The organism is Marinobacter salinisoli, from assembly GCF_017301335.1.
GTDB lineage: Bacteria > Pseudomonadota > Gammaproteobacteria > Pseudomonadales > Oleiphilaceae > Marinobacter > Marinobacter salinisoli.
Genome location: NZ_CP071247.1, coordinates 3,141,945 through 3,160,836 on the forward strand (window position 1 = coordinate 3,141,945; position 18,892 = coordinate 3,160,836).

At 58.8% G+C, this 18,892-nt stretch carries 17 protein-coding genes; 3 read left to right on the top strand and 14 right to left on the bottom strand.

Annotated elements, in window-relative coordinates; genetic code table 11:
• Window positions 1–37: 37 nt before the first annotated feature.
• The 6 genes from nqrE to LPB19_RS14355 form a co-directional block, all read right to left on the bottom strand.
• The gene (gene nqrE, locus LPB19_RS14330; protein ID WP_206643564.1) at window positions 38–646 is read right to left on the bottom strand and encodes an NADH:ubiquinone reductase (Na(+)-transporting) subunit E; all 609 of its coding nucleotides are present in this window, start codon (window positions 644–646) and stop codon (window positions 38–40) included.
• Complete coding sequence (locus LPB19_RS14335; RefSeq protein WP_206643565.1) at window positions 646–1,311, bottom strand: NADH:ubiquinone reductase (Na(+)-transporting) subunit D; 666 nt, start codon at window positions 1,309–1,311, stop codon at window positions 646–648. The genes nqrE and LPB19_RS14335 overlap by 1 nt, the downstream gene beginning before the upstream one ends.
• A 2-nt stretch (window positions 1,312–1,313) precedes the next feature.
• Window positions 1,314–2,117 (bottom strand): Na(+)-translocating NADH-quinone reductase subunit C, encoded by an 804-nt coding sequence (locus LPB19_RS14340; protein ID WP_206643566.1) that lies wholly within the window; start codon window positions 2,115–2,117, stop codon window positions 1,314–1,316.
• Window positions 2,110–3,318, bottom strand: coding sequence for an NADH:ubiquinone reductase (Na(+)-transporting) subunit B (locus tag LPB19_RS14345; protein WP_206643567.1), 1,209 nt, complete (start codon window positions 3,316–3,318; stop codon window positions 2,110–2,112). Before LPB19_RS14345 ends, LPB19_RS14340 begins: the two co-directional genes overlap by 8 nt.
• A gap of 4 nt (window positions 3,319–3,322) precedes the next feature.
• Window positions 3,323–4,669 (bottom strand): Na(+)-translocating NADH-quinone reductase subunit A, encoded by a 1,347-nt coding sequence (locus tag LPB19_RS14350; RefSeq protein WP_206643568.1) that lies wholly within the window; start codon window positions 4,667–4,669, stop codon window positions 3,323–3,325.
• 353 nt (window positions 4,670–5,022) lie between these two features.
• Window positions 5,023–6,498 carry a glyceraldehyde-3-phosphate dehydrogenase gene (locus LPB19_RS14355; protein WP_206643569.1) on the bottom strand — a complete coding sequence of 492 codons (1,476 nt, stop codon included), beginning with the start codon at window positions 6,496–6,498 and terminating at the stop codon, window positions 5,023–5,025.
• A 239-nt stretch (window positions 6,499–6,737) separates the two neighbouring features.
• Between LPB19_RS14355 and mfd the strand changes: the two genes are divergently transcribed.
• Both mfd and LPB19_RS14365 read left to right on the top strand, forming a co-directional pair.
• Entirely contained in the window at window positions 6,738–10,253 is a 3,516-nt protein-coding gene (gene mfd, locus LPB19_RS14360; protein WP_206643570.1) for a transcription-repair coupling factor, read from the top strand.
• A 28-nt stretch (window positions 10,254–10,281) separates the two neighbouring features.
• Window positions 10,282–11,073, top strand: coding sequence for a CsiV family protein (locus LPB19_RS14365; protein ID WP_228289127.1), 792 nt, complete (start codon window positions 10,282–10,284; stop codon window positions 11,071–11,073).
• Here LPB19_RS14365 and LPB19_RS14370 read toward each other — a convergent pair.
• The 5 genes from LPB19_RS14370 to LPB19_RS14390 are packed head-to-tail and all read right to left on the bottom strand — an operon-like array spanning window position 11,048 to window position 15,310.
• Complete coding sequence (locus LPB19_RS14370) at window positions 11,048–11,836, bottom strand: S-methyl-5'-thioinosine phosphorylase (protein ID WP_206643572.1); 789 nt, start codon at window positions 11,834–11,836, stop codon at window positions 11,048–11,050. The genes LPB19_RS14365 and LPB19_RS14370 overlap by 26 nt on opposite strands.
• 8 nt (window positions 11,837–11,844) lie before the next feature.
• Window positions 11,845–13,053: a mechanosensitive ion channel family protein gene (locus tag LPB19_RS14375; RefSeq protein WP_206643573.1), complete on the bottom strand. Its 1,209-nt coding sequence runs from the start codon at window positions 13,051–13,053 to the stop codon at window positions 11,845–11,847.
• A 23-nt stretch (window positions 13,054–13,076) separates the two neighbouring features.
• The gene (locus LPB19_RS14380) at window positions 13,077–13,574 is read right to left on the bottom strand and encodes a L,D-transpeptidase (protein WP_206643574.1); all 498 of its coding nucleotides are present in this window, start codon (window positions 13,572–13,574) and stop codon (window positions 13,077–13,079) included.
• A 60-nt stretch (window positions 13,575–13,634) separates the two neighbouring features.
• Window positions 13,635–14,312 (bottom strand): TetR/AcrR family transcriptional regulator, encoded by a 678-nt coding sequence (locus LPB19_RS14385; RefSeq protein ID WP_206643575.1) that lies wholly within the window; start codon window positions 14,310–14,312, stop codon window positions 13,635–13,637.
• Between the two features lie 59 nt (window positions 14,313–14,371).
• The gene (locus tag LPB19_RS14390; RefSeq protein WP_206643576.1) at window positions 14,372–15,310 is read right to left on the bottom strand and encodes a hypothetical protein; all 939 of its coding nucleotides are present in this window, start codon (window positions 15,308–15,310) and stop codon (window positions 14,372–14,374) included.
• Between the two features lie 197 nt (window positions 15,311–15,507).
• Between LPB19_RS14390 and LPB19_RS14395 the strand changes: the two genes are divergently transcribed.
• A complete protein-coding gene (locus LPB19_RS14395; RefSeq protein ID WP_206643577.1) occupies window positions 15,508–16,128 on the top strand; it encodes a riboflavin synthase subunit alpha in 621 nt (206 codons plus the stop codon).
• A gap of 3 nt (window positions 16,129–16,131) precedes the next feature.
• On the opposite strand, the gene LPB19_RS14400 is transcribed toward LPB19_RS14395, so the two are convergent.
• The 3 genes from LPB19_RS14400 to LPB19_RS14410 form a co-directional block, all read right to left on the bottom strand.
• Window positions 16,132–17,271 (bottom strand): class I SAM-dependent methyltransferase, encoded by a 1,140-nt coding sequence (locus tag LPB19_RS14400; RefSeq protein WP_206643578.1) that lies wholly within the window; start codon window positions 17,269–17,271, stop codon window positions 16,132–16,134.
• Window positions 17,272–17,464: 193 nt separating this feature from the next.
• On the bottom strand, window positions 17,465–18,511 hold the full coding sequence (locus tag LPB19_RS14405) for a class I SAM-dependent methyltransferase (protein WP_206643579.1): 1,047 nt from the start codon (window positions 18,509–18,511) through the stop codon (window positions 17,465–17,467).
• 132 nt (window positions 18,512–18,643) lie between these two features.
• Window positions 18,644–18,805 carry a hypothetical protein gene (locus tag LPB19_RS14410; RefSeq protein WP_206643580.1) on the bottom strand — a complete coding sequence of 54 codons (162 nt, stop codon included), beginning with the start codon at window positions 18,803–18,805 and terminating at the stop codon, window positions 18,644–18,646.
• Window positions 18,806–18,892: the final 87 nt, after the last annotated feature.

Sequence of the window (18,892 nt, forward strand, 5' to 3'; positions counted from 1 at the left end):
GGTCTCGCCTTTTCGTTAAACCGAATCACCGGGTGAATTACAGTGAGATTCCGGAGAAGGACATGAAACCCAGGGACATCAGACCAACGGTAATGAAGGTGATACCCAGGCCACGCAGACCTTCCGGAACATCGCTGTACTTGAGCTTTTCACGGATACCGGCCAGAGCCACGATGGCGAGCGCCCAGCCCACACCGGCACCAAAGCCGTACACCACACTCTCTCCGAAGGTGTAGTCACGCTCCACCATGAACAGAGAGGCACCGAGAATCGCACAGTTAACGGTGATCAGCGGCAGGAACACCCCGAGGGCCGCATACAGTGCCGGGATGTATTTATCCAGCACCATCTCCATGATCTGGACGATCGCGGCGATTACACCAATGTACGACAGCAGACCCAAAAAGCTCAGGTCGACATTCGGCAGGCCGGCCCAATCCAGCGCGCCCTCACGGAGAATTCCGTTATACAGGAGGTTGTTGACCGGCACGGTGACCGTCAGTACAACCACCACGGCAATCCCCAGACCCAGAGCGGCTTCGATCTTCTTGGAAATGGCCAGGAAGGTACACATCCCCAGGAAGAACGCCAGCGCCATGTTTTCAACGAAAATGGCCTTAAGAATGAGGCTGAGATAGTGTTCCATTAAAACGCCTCCTTGGCTTTGTGACGAGACATCTTGTAGTCAGCCTCTTCCACCTGATCAGGTTTCCAGGTACGCAGGCCCCAGATTGCCAGACCGATAATGAAGAAGGCACTCGGCGGGAGCAGCAGAAGACCGTTCGGAATGTACCAGCCGCCCTCATTGACGGTCGGCATCAGGGAAATACCGAACAGGGAGCCCGCACCCAGCAGCTCACGGAAAAACGCCACGAACAGCAGCAGAACCGAGTACCCCAGACCGTTACCGATACCATCTAGGAAGCTCAGCCAGGGGCCGTTTTTCATCGCGAAGCCTTCAGCGCGGCCCATAACGATGCAGTTGGTAATGATCAGACCAACAAATACCGACAGCTGCTTGCTGATCTCGTAGGCGTAGGCCTTGAGGATCTGATCAACCACGATTACCAGTGAGGCGATGATGGTCATCTGTACGATGATCCGGATACTGCCCGGGATCTGGGTCCGCACCAGCGACACCGCCAGGTTGGAGAATGCCGTTACCGCGATGACCGCCATACACATAACCAGGGACACGTTCATGCTGGTGGTTACCGCCAGCGCAGAACAGATACCGAGGATCTGCAGGGCAATCGGGTTGTTACTGAAGATCGGTTCGAAGAGAACCTGTTTGGCCGATGCATCTGCCATGATCAGACCTCCTCTTTACGCAGTTTTTGTAGGAATGTTGCGTAGCCACGCTCACTCATCCAGTAGTTGACCAGGTTCTGGACACCGTTACTGGTGAGTGTGGCGCCGGACAGAGCATCGATCTTGTGCTCCTTCTCAGCGGCATTCGGACCGACACCGCCCTTGACCAGGCGGATCTTCGGCTCGGCGCGCTCGCCGTCGTACACTTCCTTACCGACCCACTGCTGTTTCCAGCGCGGGTTATCCACTTCGCCACCCAGACCCGGGGTTTCGGCGTGGGCGTAGAAGCCCAGACCTTCCACGGTGTTCAGGTCGCCTTCGAGGGAGATGAAGCCGTACAGGGTGGACCAGAGGCCATAGCCGTGAATCGGCAGCACCACGCGGGTGATCTGGCCGTTCTCACTCATGGTGTAGACCTTGGCGACGTTCGGGCGACGCTTGATGCCGGCCTTGTCTTCGGAAGACGGAATGTTGGTGGACATCTGAGGGTCAGAAGCCGCTTTGTACATGTCGTACTTCATCGGATCCGCCACACCCACGGCATCCGGTTCAACAAATTCACCGGTGTCCAGATCAACAAGGCGTACATCGAACTCACCAAACATGTCTTCAATCTGGTCAGCGCTGGCGCCCTGGGGCAGCATGCCCGCTGCGGACAGGATGTTGGTCTTGATGTCCAGGCTCTGGTTCTTGACCTGCGCAGGCTTGAGCATCACCGCCGCCGTGGAAACCACGACGGAAAACACGATACTCAGCACCAGCGCAACAATGAGCGTTCTGGAGACAGTTTCTTTAGCTTTAGCCACGAGCGAGCCTCCGTTTGATGTTGGCCTGCACCACGTAGTGGTCCATCAGCGGCGCGAACAGGTTTGCAAACAGGATTGCCAGCATGATGCCTTCCGGGAACGCCGGGTTGATCACACGGATCAGAACCGTCATCACGCCCACCAGGATACCGAAGCACCAGCGGCCGGTGTTGGTCATGGCGGCAGAAACCGGGTCGGTCGCCATGAACATCATGCCGAAGGCGAAACCACCGATCACCAGATGCCAGTGGGCCGGGACCGCAAACATCGGGTTGGTGTCTGAGCCAATCACATTCAACAGCAGCGACATACCGATCATGCCGATCAACACACCACCGACAATACGGTAGCTGGCGATCTTCATCATCAGCAGGATCAGGCCGCCGATCAGCACCGCCAGGGTGGATGTTTCACCCATAGAGCCCTGAATAGTGCCCATAAATGCACTCATCCAGCCGATCTGATCGTTCAGAGCGTCCAGACCACCGCTGGCCGCCCAGCTCAGCGCGGTCGCGCCACTGAAGCCGTCAACCGCAGTCCACACGGTGTCACCGGAGATCTGCGCCGGATAAGCGAAGTACAGGAAGGCACGGCCCGTCAGCGCCGGGTTCAGGAAGTTCTTGCCGGTACCACCGAACACTTCCTTACCGATAACCACGCCGAAGGTGATACCCAGGGCCACCTGCCACAACGGGATGGTGGGCGGGCAGATCAGTGCGAACAGCACAGACGTTACGAAGAAGCCTTCGTTGACTTCGTGACGGCGAACGGTGGCGAACAGCACTTCCCAGAAGCCGCCGACCACGAAGGTCACCAAGTAAACCGGCAGGAAGTACGCCATACCGTAGACAAAGTTATCCCAGACACCCGCTCCAGCACCGGTGACTGCGAGGGCCTGGATAAAGGCCGTTCGCAGGCCTCCGTCCGCGACCAGCGCATCCGGGTTGGCCGCCAGGAAGCTGTTGGCCTGATAACCGATGTTCCACATACCGAAGAACATGGCCGGGAAGGTGCACATCCACACGGTGATCATGATGCGCTTCAGATCAACGCCATCACGAACGTGGGCGGTGGTGGAGGTCACCTTGCCCGGAGTGTAGAAAATAGTGTCGACGGCCTCGTAGAGAGCGTACCAACGCTCCCACTTGCCACCTTTTTCAAAGTGATGCTCGATTCCATCGAGAAACTGTCTGATAGCCATCGTATTAGCCCTCGATCTCGATTCGGGTCAGGTTCTCGCGGAGAATCGGACCGTACTCGTATTTACCCGGGCACACGAAGGTGCACAGCGCCAGATCTTCTTCATCCAGCTCAAGTGCACCGAGTTTCTGTGCCGTTTCGGTATCACCAACAATCAGCGAACGCAGCAGCTGGGTCGGCAGGATGTCGAGCGGCATGACCTGCTCGTAAACTCCCACCGGCACCATGGCCCGCTCACTACCGTTGGTCGTGGTTGTGAAATTGAACAGCTTGCCGCCCATCAGTTTCGACAGATAGATGTTCAGCACCGAGAACCGGTTCGGCCCAGGGGACAACCAGCCCATAAATTCACGCTTGGTGCCTTCTTCCAGCAGCGAGACCTGATTGGCGAAGCGGCCAAGGAATGCACAGGGACCGTCGCCACGGCGGCCACCGAATACGGAACCGGAAATCGCGCGGACTTCACAATCGGTCGTCACTTCGCCTTCCAGCAGTTCGGGCAGACTGGCACCCAGACGAGTGCGAACCAGACGAGGCTTCAGCGCCTTGGGGCCACCGAGGGCTACGATGCGCTCGACAGGAACTTCGCCAGAGGTGAACAGCTTGCCGAAATCGATCACATCCTGATAGTTGATGGACCAAACGGTCCTGTTGGCGGATACCGGATCCAGGTGGTGAATGTGGGTACCGACGTTACCCGCCGGGTGCACACCGTCAAACTGCTGAATCTCGATCCGGTCAGACTGGGGCACGGACACGTTGGAACCCGGCTTGCCAGTCACGAACACTTTGCCATTGGTCAGTTTGGTCAGAAGCGTCAGCCCCTGCTCGAACGCTGCGCTGTTCTCGCCAATGATCACCGTGGGATCGGCTGCCAGCGGATTGGTGTCCATTACGGAAACAAAAATGGAGTTGGGCGCAGAGTCAATCTCCGGAACCTTGCTGTACGGACGGGTCTTCAATGCCGTCCACAGGCCGGACTCTACCAGGTTATCAACCACCTGCTGGCGCTCCAGCCCAGCGAGGTCTGCCTCGCTGTACTTGGCGAAGGATTCCGCCTCATCGCCATCGATTTCGATCACGATGGACTGGAATACCCGACGCTCACCGCGGTTGATTTCTTTCACCACGCCAGCGGCGGGTGAAGTGTAACGAACGCCTTCGGTCTTCTTATCCGTGAACAGCAGCGAACCGCGCTTAACACGGTCCCCTTCTTTAACAGCCATCGTCGGCTTCATGCCGTTGTAGTCAAATCCGATTAACGCTACGTGGCGAACGGGCTTGCCTTCGGTAATGGTCTGCTCGGGGGCGCCGCTGATGGGAAGATTCAGGCCTTTTTTGATCTTAATCATTAGCCTCGTCCAATCATCAGAAACTAGCTTATGAATTCATCACATCCGGCCCCTGCGGCCCAGACTTCCCTCCCTGGAAAACACCGTGCCGCCGCACGAATGCGGGAAAACCCATTCCTTGGAGGCGGCAAACGGTCATTTCGACGCAGGAAATGATGAGAAACTGGGGGCCAGACATACCCAAAATCGCGCCAATTATAGAGATTAAGGAAACCCATTTCCAGCTGAAACCCCAACCCGTTTGTGCGCAAACGTAACCGCCTAAGCCTTCATTCTGAACAACAAAAACCCCGGCAACTCTCGTTACCGGGGTTTCTTTTTTCAGGCTCAGCCCCTCAGTGGACGGCGCCCCGTCAGTCCCGCGTGCGCTTCGGGAAAATCGGGTATGTCACGCCAGCCATTTGATTCACAACGCGAACCACCTGGGCACTGTAACCAAATTCGTTGTCGTACCAGACGTACAGAATCAGACGCTTGCCGTTGGCGATCGTTGCCTGTGCATCAACAACACCGGCATGCCGGGAACCCACGAAATCGGTAGAAACCACTTCCGGAGAATTCACGAAATCGATCTGCTTCTGCAGCTCGGAGTGCAGAGCCATCTCGCGCAGATACTCATTCACGGCATCCACGGAAACGTCTTTATCGAGGTTCAGGTTGAGAATCGCCATCGACACGTTGGGCGTCGGAACACGGATCGCATTGCCGCTGAGCTTGCCTTTCAGCTCCGGCAGCGCCTTGGCAACCGCCTTGGCAGCGCCAGTTTCGGTGATAACCATGTTCAGCGGCGCGGAACGGCCACGACGACTGCCCTTGTGGTAGTTATCAATCAGGTTCTGGTCATTGGTGTAGGAATGAACCGTTTCCACGTGACCATCGACAATGCCGTATTCATCGTTAATCGCCTTCAACACTGGCGTAATGGCGTTTGTGGTGCAGGACGCCGCCGACAGGATCTTGTCCTCGTCGGTGATCCAGTCGTTGTTGATGCCATAAACGATGTTCTTGATGTCGCCTTTACCCGGCGCCGTCAGGATGACCCGGCTCACACCTTTGGCCTTCAGGTGCAGACCCAGGCCGTCTTCGTCGCGCCACTTACCGGTGTTGTCGATCACAATGGCGTTATCAATGCCGTAACTGGTGTAGTCCACCTTGTCCGGGCCATCGGAGTAGATCACCTGGATGAAATTGCCGTTGGCGACAATAGCGGAGTTCTCTTCATCAACCGAGATGGTACCGTTGAACGGACCATGGACAGAATCACGACGCAGCAGGCTGGCGCGCTTTTCGAGGTCGTTGTCGGCGCCGCCTTGACGGACCACGATTGCGCGCAGACGCAGGTTGGCGCCACCACCGGCCTTTTCAATCAGGATGCGGGCCAGCAGACGACCAATCCGGCCGAAGCCGTACAGAACCACATCTTTGGTTCCGTTCGTGGCGTTTTCCTTTGACTCCTCGCTGTACTTGCCAACCACCGGGGCAATTTCGCGCTTCAGGAAGTCTTCCACCGAATCCGAACCACCCTCTTCGCGGTACTTGACCGCCAGCTTGCCGATATCGATGTGAGCGGTACCCAGCTCCAGACGATCCAGCGCCTCAAGGATTGGCAGGGTGTCGTGAACAGACAACTCACTGTCTTCAACCTGGCGAACATAACGGTGCGCGCGGATGATACCGATCACCGACTGGTTGATGATGGAACGACCGTAAACAGACGTTACCACGTTGTTCTTCCGGTACAGACGACCGATGACCGGAATCATCGCCTCCGCGGTAGACTCTCGTTCCGTCCAGTTAGTCAGGTGCTGATTGATCTGTTCGTGACTCACGATGTGAACCTCTGCTCTGTAGGGCACTGGTTAAAAATTTGGGGCGCACATTATCCATCGTAAAACGCCTGACAGCAAATACGGACTGCCCGTAGCGTCGTAAAGAGCCTGAACCGGACACCAGGGGACCGAAAACCCCCGTCATGACAGCGCCATTCACCAACGGTAGAATACGCCGCTCGCCAACTTCCGGTTACCCGTACCCGAAGCGCAGAATCGCCGTGAGCCAAGGAGCCCCCATGTCGCGACCTTCCCATTCGCTGATTGCCCCACAAGCGCCCAAGAAAGCCGCCGACCACCGCACCTGGGGGCAATTACACGGCAGCAGTGACGCCCTCGCCATCTGCGAGAGCGCCCAGGCCCATCAGGGGCTAACCCTCGTCATTACCCGCAGCACAGACGAAGCGATCCGCCTCGAACAGTCCATGCGCTTCTTCCTGGGGCTGTCGACCTCTGACGAATCCGAAACGGTCACGCCGGACGGCCTTGAGTTGCTGTCGCTGCCGGACTGGGAAACCCTGCCCTACGATCTGTTCTCGCCGCACCAGGACATTACCTCCCGGCGCATCCGGACCCTGCATCGACTGCCATCCACCCGTCATGGCGTGCTGGTGGTGCCGGCACGCACCCTGATGCATCGACTGGCGCCAGTGGATTATCTGCAAGGCAACACCCTGCTGCTGGAAGTGGGCCAGACCCTGGATATTGACGCCTGGCGCATGCAACTGGAGGCGGCCGGCTATCGACATAGCGAAAACGTCTACGAACACGGCGAGTACGCCGTCAGGGGTGCCATCCTCGACATCTACCCCATGGGGTCCAACCTGCCGTACCGGATTGACCTGTTCGACAATGAAATCGAAACCCTGCGCACCTTTGACCCGGAAACCCAGCGCTCCATCGATCGTATCGAACGCATCGAACTGCTGCCGGCGTACGAGTTTCCATGGCACAAGGACGCGCGGTCAGGTTTCCGAAATCGGTTCTTCGAATACTTCCCGAGCGCCGACAAGGACACTCCTATCTATAAAGACGTTTCACAGGCCATCACGTCGCCGGGCATCGAATACTATTTGCCGCTGTTTTTCGACCACACGGCCACCCTGTTCGATTACCTGCCGGGCAACACCCTGGTGTTCACTGCCGACGGTCTGAATGACGCAGTGGCTTTGTTCGACGCCGAGACCCGGGCCCGTTTCGAAGACCGCCGCCACGATCGGATGCGTCCGATCCTGCCCCCGACGGAGCTCTTCCTTCAGCAGGACGAGCTGTTCGGGCACCTGAAGCACTTTCCCCGCGTCACCACGACGGCGCAGACCGCCGAGGGCACGGGCGCAGAAAACTGCCCCACGTCCAGCCTGCCGGATGTCGCGATGGACGGCCGTGCTGCCGACCCCTCCGGACGCCTGAAACGCTTCCTGGACGAATTCACCGGGCGGGTGCTGATCTGCGCCGAATCGTCGGGACGCCGGGAGGCATTGATCGAAAACCTCGGCGACCATCAGCTCAAGCTCACGCCCGAGAACAGCTGGCAAGCCTTCCTGGATGACAGAGACAGCACACTCGCCATTACCATTGCCCCCATGGAGCAAGGGCTCGTGCTTGCTGAAGAGCACATCGCCCTGATCACCGAAACCGCCCTGTTTGGCGAGCGCGTCTTGCAGCGCCGGCGGCGGGAAAAACCCACGCAGACCGACGACGCTGGCTACCGGGACCTGTCGGAACTGCGGATTGGCGCCCCGGTGGTCCATATCGACCATGGGGTTGGTCGCTATAAGGGCCTGGAAACCATCACCGTGGAGGGCGAATCCAACGAGTTCCTGATGCTGGAGTATGCCGGTGGCTCCAAGCTGTACGTTCCCGTGTCCAGCCTGCACCTGATCTCCCGGTACGCGGGCACCGACGAAGAGCACGCGCCTCTGCACAAACTCGGCACCGAACGCTGGAGCAACGCCAAACAGAAGGCGCTGGAAAAAATTCGCGACACCGCAGCCGAATTGCTGGACGTGTACGCGCGCCGGGAGGCCAGAAAAGGCTTCAGCTTTGAAGACCCCAAAGAGGCCTACCGGGCCTTTGCGGCCGGTTTCCCGTTCGAGGAAACCCCGGATCAGGAAGTGGCCATTGCCGCCGTGACCGAAGACATGACCAGCGAACGCCCGATGGATCGCCTGGTGTGCGGTGATGTCGGCTTCGGAAAAACCGAAGTGGCCATGCGGGCTGCATTCATTGCCACTCACTCAGGCAAACAGGTTGCCGTGCTGGTACCTACCACCCTGCTCGCGCAACAGCATTACGAATCCTTCCGGGATCGCTTTTCCGACACGGCGGTGAATGTGGAACTGCTCAGCCGCTTTCGCAGCAGCGGCCAGACCAGCAAGGCCCTGACGGCCATCGAAGAAGGCAGGGCCGACATAGTAATCGGCACGCACAAGCTGCTCCAGGCTGACATCAAGTTCAAGAACCTCGGGCTGGTGATTATCGACGAGGAGCACCGGTTCGGCGTGCAACAGAAAGAAAAGCTCAAGGCCCTGCGCGCCGAGGTGGACATGCTAACCCTGACAGCCACGCCTATCCCGCGCACCCTTAACATGGCCATGGGACACCTTCGTGACCTGTCGATCATCGCCACTCCGCCGGCGCGACGACTGTCGGTGAAAACCTTTGTGCGCCAGCGGGATGATGCCATGGTGAAGGAAGCCATCCTGCGGGAAATCCTGCGCGGCGGTCAGGTGTATTTCCTGCACAACGACGTCGCCACCATCGAGAAAACCGCAGAAGACCTTCGCCGCCTCATACCCGAAGCCCGGGTTGGTGTCGCCCACGGCCAGATGCGCGAGCGTGAGCTCGAACAGATCATGTCGGATTTTTACCACAAACGCTTCAATGTGCTGGTGTGCACCACCATCATCGAAACCGGCATCGACATCCCGAGCGCCAACACCATCATCATTGAACGCGCCGACAAGTTTGGCCTGGCGCAGTTACACCAGCTCCGGGGCCGGGTCGGTCGATCGCATCACCAGGCCTACGCTTACCTGTTGACCCCTCCGCCGCGCTCGATCACCTCAGACGCGAAGAAGCGTCTGGATGCCATTTCCGAGTCCCAGGACCTGGGCGCCGGCTTCATGCTGGCTACCCACGACCTCGAAATTCGCGGCGCCGGTGAACTGCTGGGCGAGGGACAGAGCGGCCAGATTGAAAGCATCGGGTTCAGTCTGTACATGCAACTGCTGGATGAGGCTGTCAAAGCCATCAGAGACGGCCGCACCCCCAATGCCGACCTGCCCCTGAGTCATGGTACGGAAATGAATCTGCGCATCCCGGCGCTGATTCCCGAGGATTACCTGCCCGACGTTCACAACCGGTTGATGCTGTACAAGCGCATTGCCAGCGTGGACAGCCGGGAGGCCCTCAAAGAGCTGCAAGTCGAAATGATCGATCGCTTTGGCCTGCTGCCGGAACCGGCGAAAAACCTGATCCGGCAAACCGAGCTCAGGCTCCTGGCAGACAGCCTGGGCATCGTTCAGGTCGATGCAGGCCGGGAATGGGTGCGCCTGGAGTTCGGCGCGTCAACGCCGGTCGATCCGCTGGTGCTGGTGAAAAAAGTCCAGGCCGCTCCGGATCAGTTCCGACTGGAGGGCGCCAACAGCTTCCGTTTTCGGCTGAAGGACACTTCTACCAGTGGTAAACTCGACGGCATTTCCAAGACACTGGGCGAGCTGGCCCCCGCGAAAGCCGCGGAAGCCACCTCATAGATAACCGACTCGTATGTGGAGTAACCCCTTGCTAATTGACGGTCTCTTACCGCGCCGCACCTTGATCCGGACACTGTTCGCAGGTCTTCTGCTGTCGTTCCCTTTTGCGGGACACGCGCAGGAGTCCGCGTCATCGCCCAACTCGGCGCAGGGCATTCCCTCCGATTATTACCGGGCCGAACTGGTTATTCTCGAGCGCCGGATTGAACCGTCGGCGGTCAATGAAAACATGAAAGGTCGGGCGGTTGAGCCCGCGCCGGAGACGGAAGCCGTTCTGCAGGCTATCGCTCAGGATGGCACCGTACAAACCACCCTGGACCTCGCACCAACCTCTGAGCTGTCATTGAACTCCGCGGCCCAGCGTTTGGTGAACAGCGGCCGGTATCGCGTGCTGGTTAACGCCGGCTGGTACCAGGCCTTCCCGCCAGACTACGACGGCGAGCCGCTGAAGGTGGCTGTGGGCGACTGGCTCGAACGTGCCGGCGTCAGGGAAATCGAGGGCACCATCACCATCGACCGTCAGCGTTACCTGCACGTGGATGTTCATCTGAATCACTGGCAGTACGCTGAATCCACGCCGATGGCGGAAATCGCAGAAGCACCGGCGGAGGGCGAAGCACCGGTGGCGGCAACCACAGAGGGTGGGCTCAATGAGCAGGCTGACAGCAACACCCTCCAGCCCGGCCTTACCGGAACGCCGCTGGAACTGCTGACCTGGATTCGGGAAACCCGCCGCATGCGTAGCGAGGAAATCCATTTCCTGGATTCCCCCACCATCGGCGTCCTGGTGTTTTTCAAGAAGATTGAGGCAACGGACTAAGCCTGCCCAGCCCGGCCACCGACTGCTCGAGCATGACCTTAACGTCAGACATGCCGGTATCGATGGCCGCCTGAATTTCCTCCATGGTGATAATCTGGTCGGTCTTCCCGGCCGCCCAGTTCACCACGAGTCCGAGGCAGACATAGCGCAGCCCGAGCTCAGCCGCCAGCACAGCTTCAGGCATCCCGGTCATGCCGACGATATCGCACCCATCACGCTCCATCCGGCGAATTTCAGCCGCCGTCTCCAGGCGCGGCCCCTGGGTCGCACCGTACACGCCAGAGGCAGAGCATTGAATGCCCTGCCCGGCGGCGGCATCAATCAGCACCTGTCGCGCGTCCCGGTCGTAGGGAAAGGTGAAATCTATGTGGGTCACGGATTCCAGTTCACCCTCGAAGAAAGTGCTCGCCCGGCCCCAGGTGTAGTCAATCAATTGATCGGGAACCACCACATGAGCCGGCCCCATGGCAGGGTGAATGCCACCGACAGCGTTTACGCCAACCACCGTACGAACACCCGCGCGAAGCAGTGCCTGAAGGTTAGCCCGGTAATTGACCTGGTGCGGCGGAATGCGGTGCGGGTTGCCATGACGCGCCAGGAAAACCACCGGTTGCTCGCCCAGGCGGCCTTCCACCAGCGGTGCCGAGGGCTCGCCCCAGTCCGTATCGACCATCTGTTCGCCGATGATTTGCAGTCCGCTGAGCGTGGTCAGCCCGGTGCCACCAATAATCCCGACCGGTCGGGCTTCCGTTTTTGCCTGCATAGGATGCCTCACGCTTTGTCGGCCTGAACCGCCGGGGCACGATTATTTGACCCGGATTCCCCGGCCTGAGTCTCTTCATAGGAATCAGAGGAATCGGCCTGACCGCTCCCCTGCGCAAGACGCACGCCGTCCGGCAAATGCAAAGTGCGGGTCGGGAACGCCACTTCAGCACCATAGCCTTCAATGATGCCACTGATCTGAAGAAGCACGTCCTGTTTGATCTCGTGGAAGCGCACCCAATCGGTGGTCTTGGTGAAGGTGTACACCATGATATCCAGCGACGACGCATTGAACGCCACGAAGTTCACGATGAGGGTCTGATTTGCGTCGATTTCGTCATGCCCCTGCAGCATGGATCTGATATCCGATACGATCTGGTCCATCTGACTCACGTCCGCATAACGAATACCGATGGTTTCGCTGATACGACGATTGGTCATGCGCGAGGGATTCTCCACCGCAATGGTCGTAAAGGCGGCATTGGGGACGTAGAGCGGGCGCTTGTCGAAAGTACGAATGGTCGTGATTCGCCAGCCAATGTGTTCGACCACGCCTTCGATGCTCCGGTCCGGCGAACGCACCCAGTCGCCGACCTTGAACGGCCGGTCGAAATGGATGATGACGCCGCCAAAAAAGTTCGCCAACAGATCCTTGGCCGCAAAGCCGACGGCGACACCACCTACACCACCGAATGCCAGAACGCCGGATATGCTGTAGCCAAGAGACTGCATGGCAATCAATACCACGGTAATAATCACCGCGGCCCGGGCCAACTTACTCACCGCATTGACGGTGGTGTAGTCCATTGGCCGCTTCATTTTCACCGGAGAAACGAGAACAGTCTCGCCCTCCTTGATCAGGCGCAGCATGAACCACGCGAAAATCCAGATAAAGCCGATCTCAAGGATGGTTTGATTGACCTTGAAAATTTCCGCATCCGAGTGGCGGTAGGCAACCTCCGCCGCCCAGTAGACACCCTGAAGCCAGACAAAAGCGACGACCGGCTTGCGCACGGCATGAAGCAACGCATCATCCCAGTGATTCTTGGTGTTACCGAATTTGCCCTCAAGAAACCCGATTATCCGGCTGGCAATGAAAGCGATGGTGGCGGTGCCAAGAACCAGGCCAAACACAACAAGTGCCACGCGCCAACTTTGCGAAAGCAGGCCGAAATTGGCGATCCAGCTATCAACGGTGGAGTGTGCGTCTTCGAACATCGATTTCCTCTGAACAACCTAATTTATCGAATGGTCACCGGTGTGCCCGGCTTAACGCGCTGAAACAGGTCAATCACGTCAGCATTGCGCATGCGCACACAGCCATGGGACATGGGAACGCCCATGGGCTCGGTATCGGGTGTGCCGTGAATGTATATGAAGCGACGAAAAGTATCGACCCCCGGCCCCCGGTTTCGGCCGGACTCGCGGCCGCAAAGCCACAAGATGCGACTCAGTATCCAGTCCCGGTCCGGGTGGGCTTGAGCCAGTTCCTTGCTGTAGATCTCGCCGGTGGGTCGGCGCCCGCGAAACACGGTGCCTTCGGGCTGCTCGGCACCGATCATCGCGCGGACGTAGTGATCGCCGCGAGGAGTGCAGCCACTGCCGTCCTGCTCACCCGCACCATTAAGACCAGTGGATACCGGATACTCGGCCAGCACCTCGCCTGCCGGGCCGGCGAGAGTGAGCGTCTGGCGATCAAGATTGATGTCTATTCGGAGGGCAATGGAGGAATCATTCAAACCGGTCGAGCTCCCATCTGGCGGAATTTTCCAGAGGAAGCCTAACCGAGAGGATGGAAATCAGGCAACCGAGACCTTTTCCGACTGAGGGGGAACCAGCATGGCGTCTTCCGCCTGCATGCCGGCCGCCAGGAAGGGCACCAGGCGACTGGCGATTTCCTGCACAGTGGTTTCCACCCCCAGTTTATTCTGCAGGATATCCCTGAGCGCATCGCTGCTGGACATGGTGAACGCCGTTGCGCCCAACATGAACTGGATGCGCCAGTAGCGATCCACCGCCGACAACTGGGGTGTCGCCTCTTTCAGAAGACGCATAAAACGGCCGAAAGGCTCGCTGTATTCCTGTTCCAGAAACTTTCGCAGATGGCCCTGGGACTGGGTATATGCCAGACCCAGCAGGCGCATGAAGATTGAAATGCCTTTCTCGTTACGCTGGGGCATGCGCACGGCGCTCTCGGTCAACGCCCAGAGTGTCTGATTCAGTGTTGGCGGATTGCCTTCACAACGCGCTTCCAGTGCATCAAAGGCCTTCTCCAGGGTTGCCGAAAAGGGTGTCAGAAAACGGGCGAACACGGCGTGAATCAACGCATTCTTGGAACCAAAATGATAGTTTACCGCGGCCAGATTGACATTGGCCTTGCTGGTAATCATCCGCAGTGATGTCTCCGAAAAGCCCCGTTCAGCGAAAAGCTCTTCGGCTGCGTCCAGTATCTTGTCTACGGTTTCTGACTGCGGCATTTTGTTGTAAAACCTCTAGCAAACGTCTGTTTGAAACATACGTTTGAAGCCGATTTATGTCAAGTTCGTGGCACCGGCTCGGCAGCGACCTCCTGCCAGCCTCGGTCAATCGCATTCTGATTGCCCTTGAAAAACGCTTTCTGTACCCGGCTGTACGCCTTTTCTGCCTCCAGCATATACATAAGGTATAGACGAACATGCTCTCGGCGGCTCAGGTAATGTGGCAGCCGGCGCCGCTCCGACGCCCGGACCAGAGGGCTGAACCGGGCATTGGCCAGCGCCGGATTGAACCGGGCCATGCGGGCGCACTGCCACACCAACCCGGCGGCTCCTTCCAGGTGAGCGGCGTGGGCGCGCGCTTCCCGCAACATCCGCCGGCGTGTGGTCAGTAATTCAACATACGAAGGACGGGCACTGATCAATCGCCGCAACGAAGGCACGCCAAGCATCAACAACACCATCATCGCGCCAAACCCGGCCCCGGCTATCCAGGCTGCCACAAAACCGCTTAACCCGCTCAGAAACAACAGCCCGGCGATCACCATCGCAAACAGCCATAAATCGCGGTACCGGCGGGCAGCGGCCAGCGCATAATTATCCGGCCAGTGGCTCATGGCCAACTGCTCAAAGTCCATCAGCAGGACCCGGTCGCATTGACGCAAGATCATGCGAAGCTCGCGCTGGCTGGCCAGCGCTTTTGCTAAATCGGGGTCAGCGTCCGCCTTGGCACTGGGATCTGCGTCTGGCTCTTCCTCAGAGAGCGCCCCTTCACTGGCGCCTGACTCGTGTTCGCCGACAACGGCTAGCTCGGGCTGCACTGCATTGCGGGCTGTGTTGTCAGGCCCATTCGACGGGGCATTCGCTTCTGACGCCACCTGTCCGCTCGCGGCATCGGGTGACAACGTCGCGGGCAAAGGATCGGCGGCCCGACCCGGACGCAGGACGGCGCCACTCGCGAGGTCGATGGTGGGTTGGGTAATTTTTTGTTGGTCCGCCATGTTCCGAATTCCCGGTTTGCGTCTCTGCGCCCGATGCCAGAAGAAGCGCAACTCTTTCATATATTATCGACAGCGCAACCAGATTCTTGAATCGCCAGCCCCTGACCACCGTCCCGCCTTGGCAAGCCTGGGCCGGATCGCTATCCTGTGCCTCCGCCGCAAAACCATCTACGCTCGCATCTCAGGAGGCACAGGTTATGTTCACAGGTATTGTTCAGGGCATAGCAACCATCGAAAACGTAACCGAAGCTCCCGGGCTCAGCACCTACGCCATTCGCCTGCCAGAAGACAAAGTGGATGGTGTCAGCATCGGTGCCTCCGTTGCGATTAACGGCACCTGCCTGACCGTCACCCGTCAGGAAGGCAGCACTCTGTTTTTTGACGCCATGCAGGAAACCCTGCGACTGACTACGCTCGGGGACCTTCACACCGGCGCGCCGGTCAACTTCGAGCGGGCAGCGCGGATTGGCGATGAAATCGGCGGGCATTTACTGTCGGGCCACGTTCACACCACGGCCCGAATTGTCGAGATTCTGCGTCCTGAGAATAACGTGACCATCTGGTTTGAAGTGCCGGAAGCCTGGACTCGGTACATTTTTCCGAAGGGTTACATCGCCATCAACGGTGCCAGCCTGACCATCGGTGAGGTACGCGATAACCGCTTCAACGTCCACCTGATTCCTGAAACGCTGCGTGCTACGACCTTTGGGGATGTCAGCGAAGGGGACCGGGTCAATATCGAAATCGACAGCCAGACTCAGACCATTGTGGACACATTGGCGCGCCTTGGTTACGACCGCCCCGCACCAACGCTTTAAAGCCTAGCGAAAGGCCGCCTCAAGCACCACAAACTTGGGGTTGGCATCCAACTGGCGCACCAGTGGAAAATAACTGCGCAGGCTGCGGTGGTAGCCCAGGTGCCGGTTACCGACCATCAGTAACCGGCCTGTTGGCGCCAGATGCTGCTTAGCATGGGCGAACAGCCGCAGCGCGATGTGATCGCCCACCACACCGCCCTCATGGAAGGGCGGGTTCAGGAAAATCCGCTCGAATTTACCGGCCTCCCGGGGAACGCCATCCGCGTGCTCAAACTGCACACTGGCAGCGGCCAATGCAGCCTGAACATTATGCCTGGCGCTGGCTACCGCCTGACTGGAGACATCGCTGAACGTAACCGCCAGATCAGGCCGTTCGTCGAGGATCGCCAAACCAACCACTCCATTGCCGCAGGCGAGGTCCAGAACCCGTTCCGCCGACGGCACATCAGACACCGCCTTGCGAACATGGGGAAGAAACAGCCGGGTCCCGATATCGAGCTTGTCCCGGGCGAAAACCGCAGGCAAAGCCTGAACCTTCAGGGCCTGGTTTTCCAGCGTGTAGCCCTTCCACGTCCCCGCCCATTCGCCGAGCTGTGCCGCCCCTGGCCGACAGACTATCACCCGGGCCTTTTTCCTCGCCGGGCACACCTGTTCTGTATGTACCGCCTGCGCGAACACGTCCACCCCACGATCAGGCAGATGCTTGATCATGCCACCGGCCAGTATCAGGCCGTCATCCGCCAGCACCCCGTTCAGCCAGCGCAGAAGCCAGGCCAGGTAATCGCTGTGCCTGGGGATTCGCAGAACGACAATGTCATACCTGCCTTCGGGAGGATTCAGCCAACTATGGACCCTGGCCGGTGCAGCCAGCGCCGGATTGAGACGGGCATTGTCCACGAGTGCACCTGGCACTGTCGCGCTATCGGCCACCAGATCCGGTTTGAACGCGGCGAGGCCCAGGGTCAGCGCGCCGAACTGATCGTCCACCACCAGCATTCGAGGTTTTTCGGCGGGTGTGAAGCGCGCATGCGCCTCAGCCAGCAGCAGTTCGTCGGCTGCATCCCAGGCACGCAACGCGGCCGCCTTGCCGGGCCGGGAAAGAGCGAGACTTCCATCAGGATGGTCAAGGGTGGAAACGGGCATGGTCAGCCACTCACACGGAACTGGTTCACAGGAGGGGTATTCTAGGCTGTTTATTCTAGAAATAAATCCTAACGTTGGAGGCGATCAGGTAGTACCCCTTTTTCGGTTGGCTCCGCTGTTCAAGGACGCGAACCTCTTGCCCCTTACCCCAGGGGCTTTTTTCGTTTCAGGCTGTCAGAAACCGGGGTGATTATCACCTTCGGAATGCGCGATAGACGGTAAAGCGACGATCTTCATGCAGCCGTTCAACGGGTCCGATACAACGTTGGATCAGCCCTGAATAAGGCAGGAAGGTGTTGGCGACCAGCCGCAGTTCGCCACCGGGACGCAAATGCCGGGACACACTCTGCAGAAACCGCTCGGTCATTGAGGTGTCCGTTTTGACCCCGGAATGGAACGGTGGATTGGTCACCATCGCCGACCAGGTACCCTCAACACCGTCCAACCCGTCAGACGCCAGGATATTGCCTTTAGCATTCCCCCGCTCATAAGTCGCCTGAGCACAGATAACCGCCTGAGACTGAACGTCCAGTCCATCAACCTCGCTGCAGGCGCGGCCATTCTGCCGCTGCCAGCTCTGCAACCAGGTACCAATGACACCCGCTCCACAGGCGAAGTCGAGAATGCGATCCGCTGTGATCGGGGTTTCCGCCAGCGTGTCGAGCAACAGGCCGGTGCCGTCATCCAGTTCGCCGTGGCTGAAAATCCCGGGCAGCCCACACACATCGACGGTTACGCCGGCACGGCTGACTGTATGCCACTGCATCCACCGGGTCACATCAAATGTGTCCAGTGGCTCGACACCTTCCGCACTCCAGATCTGACAGTGCCGGGCACTGTCGAGCTTGGTTGCGCCCGGCGCGACAGTCTTGAGCTGTTTAACGGCCCCGGCGATGCCTTCTTTCTTCTCACCCACCACCAGCAGCCGGCCCCCGGTTGCAATCAGCTTGCGCGCCAGTGCCAGCCGGAAATCCAGTTCCGTCCGGGCTTTGGGAAGAAAAACGACCACCGTATCAAACGCCGCTGCGCGCAAAGCCAAGTGGTCATACCCGAAAGCCACCTGCCAGCCCGGCTGGCCTGCCAGCAACCCTGCCTGACCGACGTGATCGCTCATCGCCAAACCGCCTTGCGGCAACTGGGCCAGTAATTCCGGCGCCGAAACACCTAACAGAGCTATACGACCAGCAAGAACCTGATTTACTCGAAGCAGGGCCTGATGTGAGTTGGGCATTGCAGACATGATTGGAAGTTTCCCGGACCTGGATTCATCGTCAGGCGGGATACTCTAACCGGAATTACCCGCCGAGTCTCGCCTGGAGCGAAAGCCTCGGAGGGTAACAGAGGGGTATGTAATTAGCAGTAGAAGGGGCCGTTATTTGTAGCGCGAGACAGTGCCCACGCGCAGGGCGTCTTCCGGAGACATATCCCAGCTTTCGGTCTGACGACTCCGCGGGGTGTGCGCCTCATTACCCTGAGTATTGCCGGTTTTCTTCTGGGTCAACGCTGTCAGCGCCTTCTGCATCAATTCTTTCATGGTTCCACTCCTCAAACTCGCTGAGCTCAGCTTATCAAATGAGGCCAAAACCAACTGTGATCGCGCCACCGTGCCACGGGTGACGCA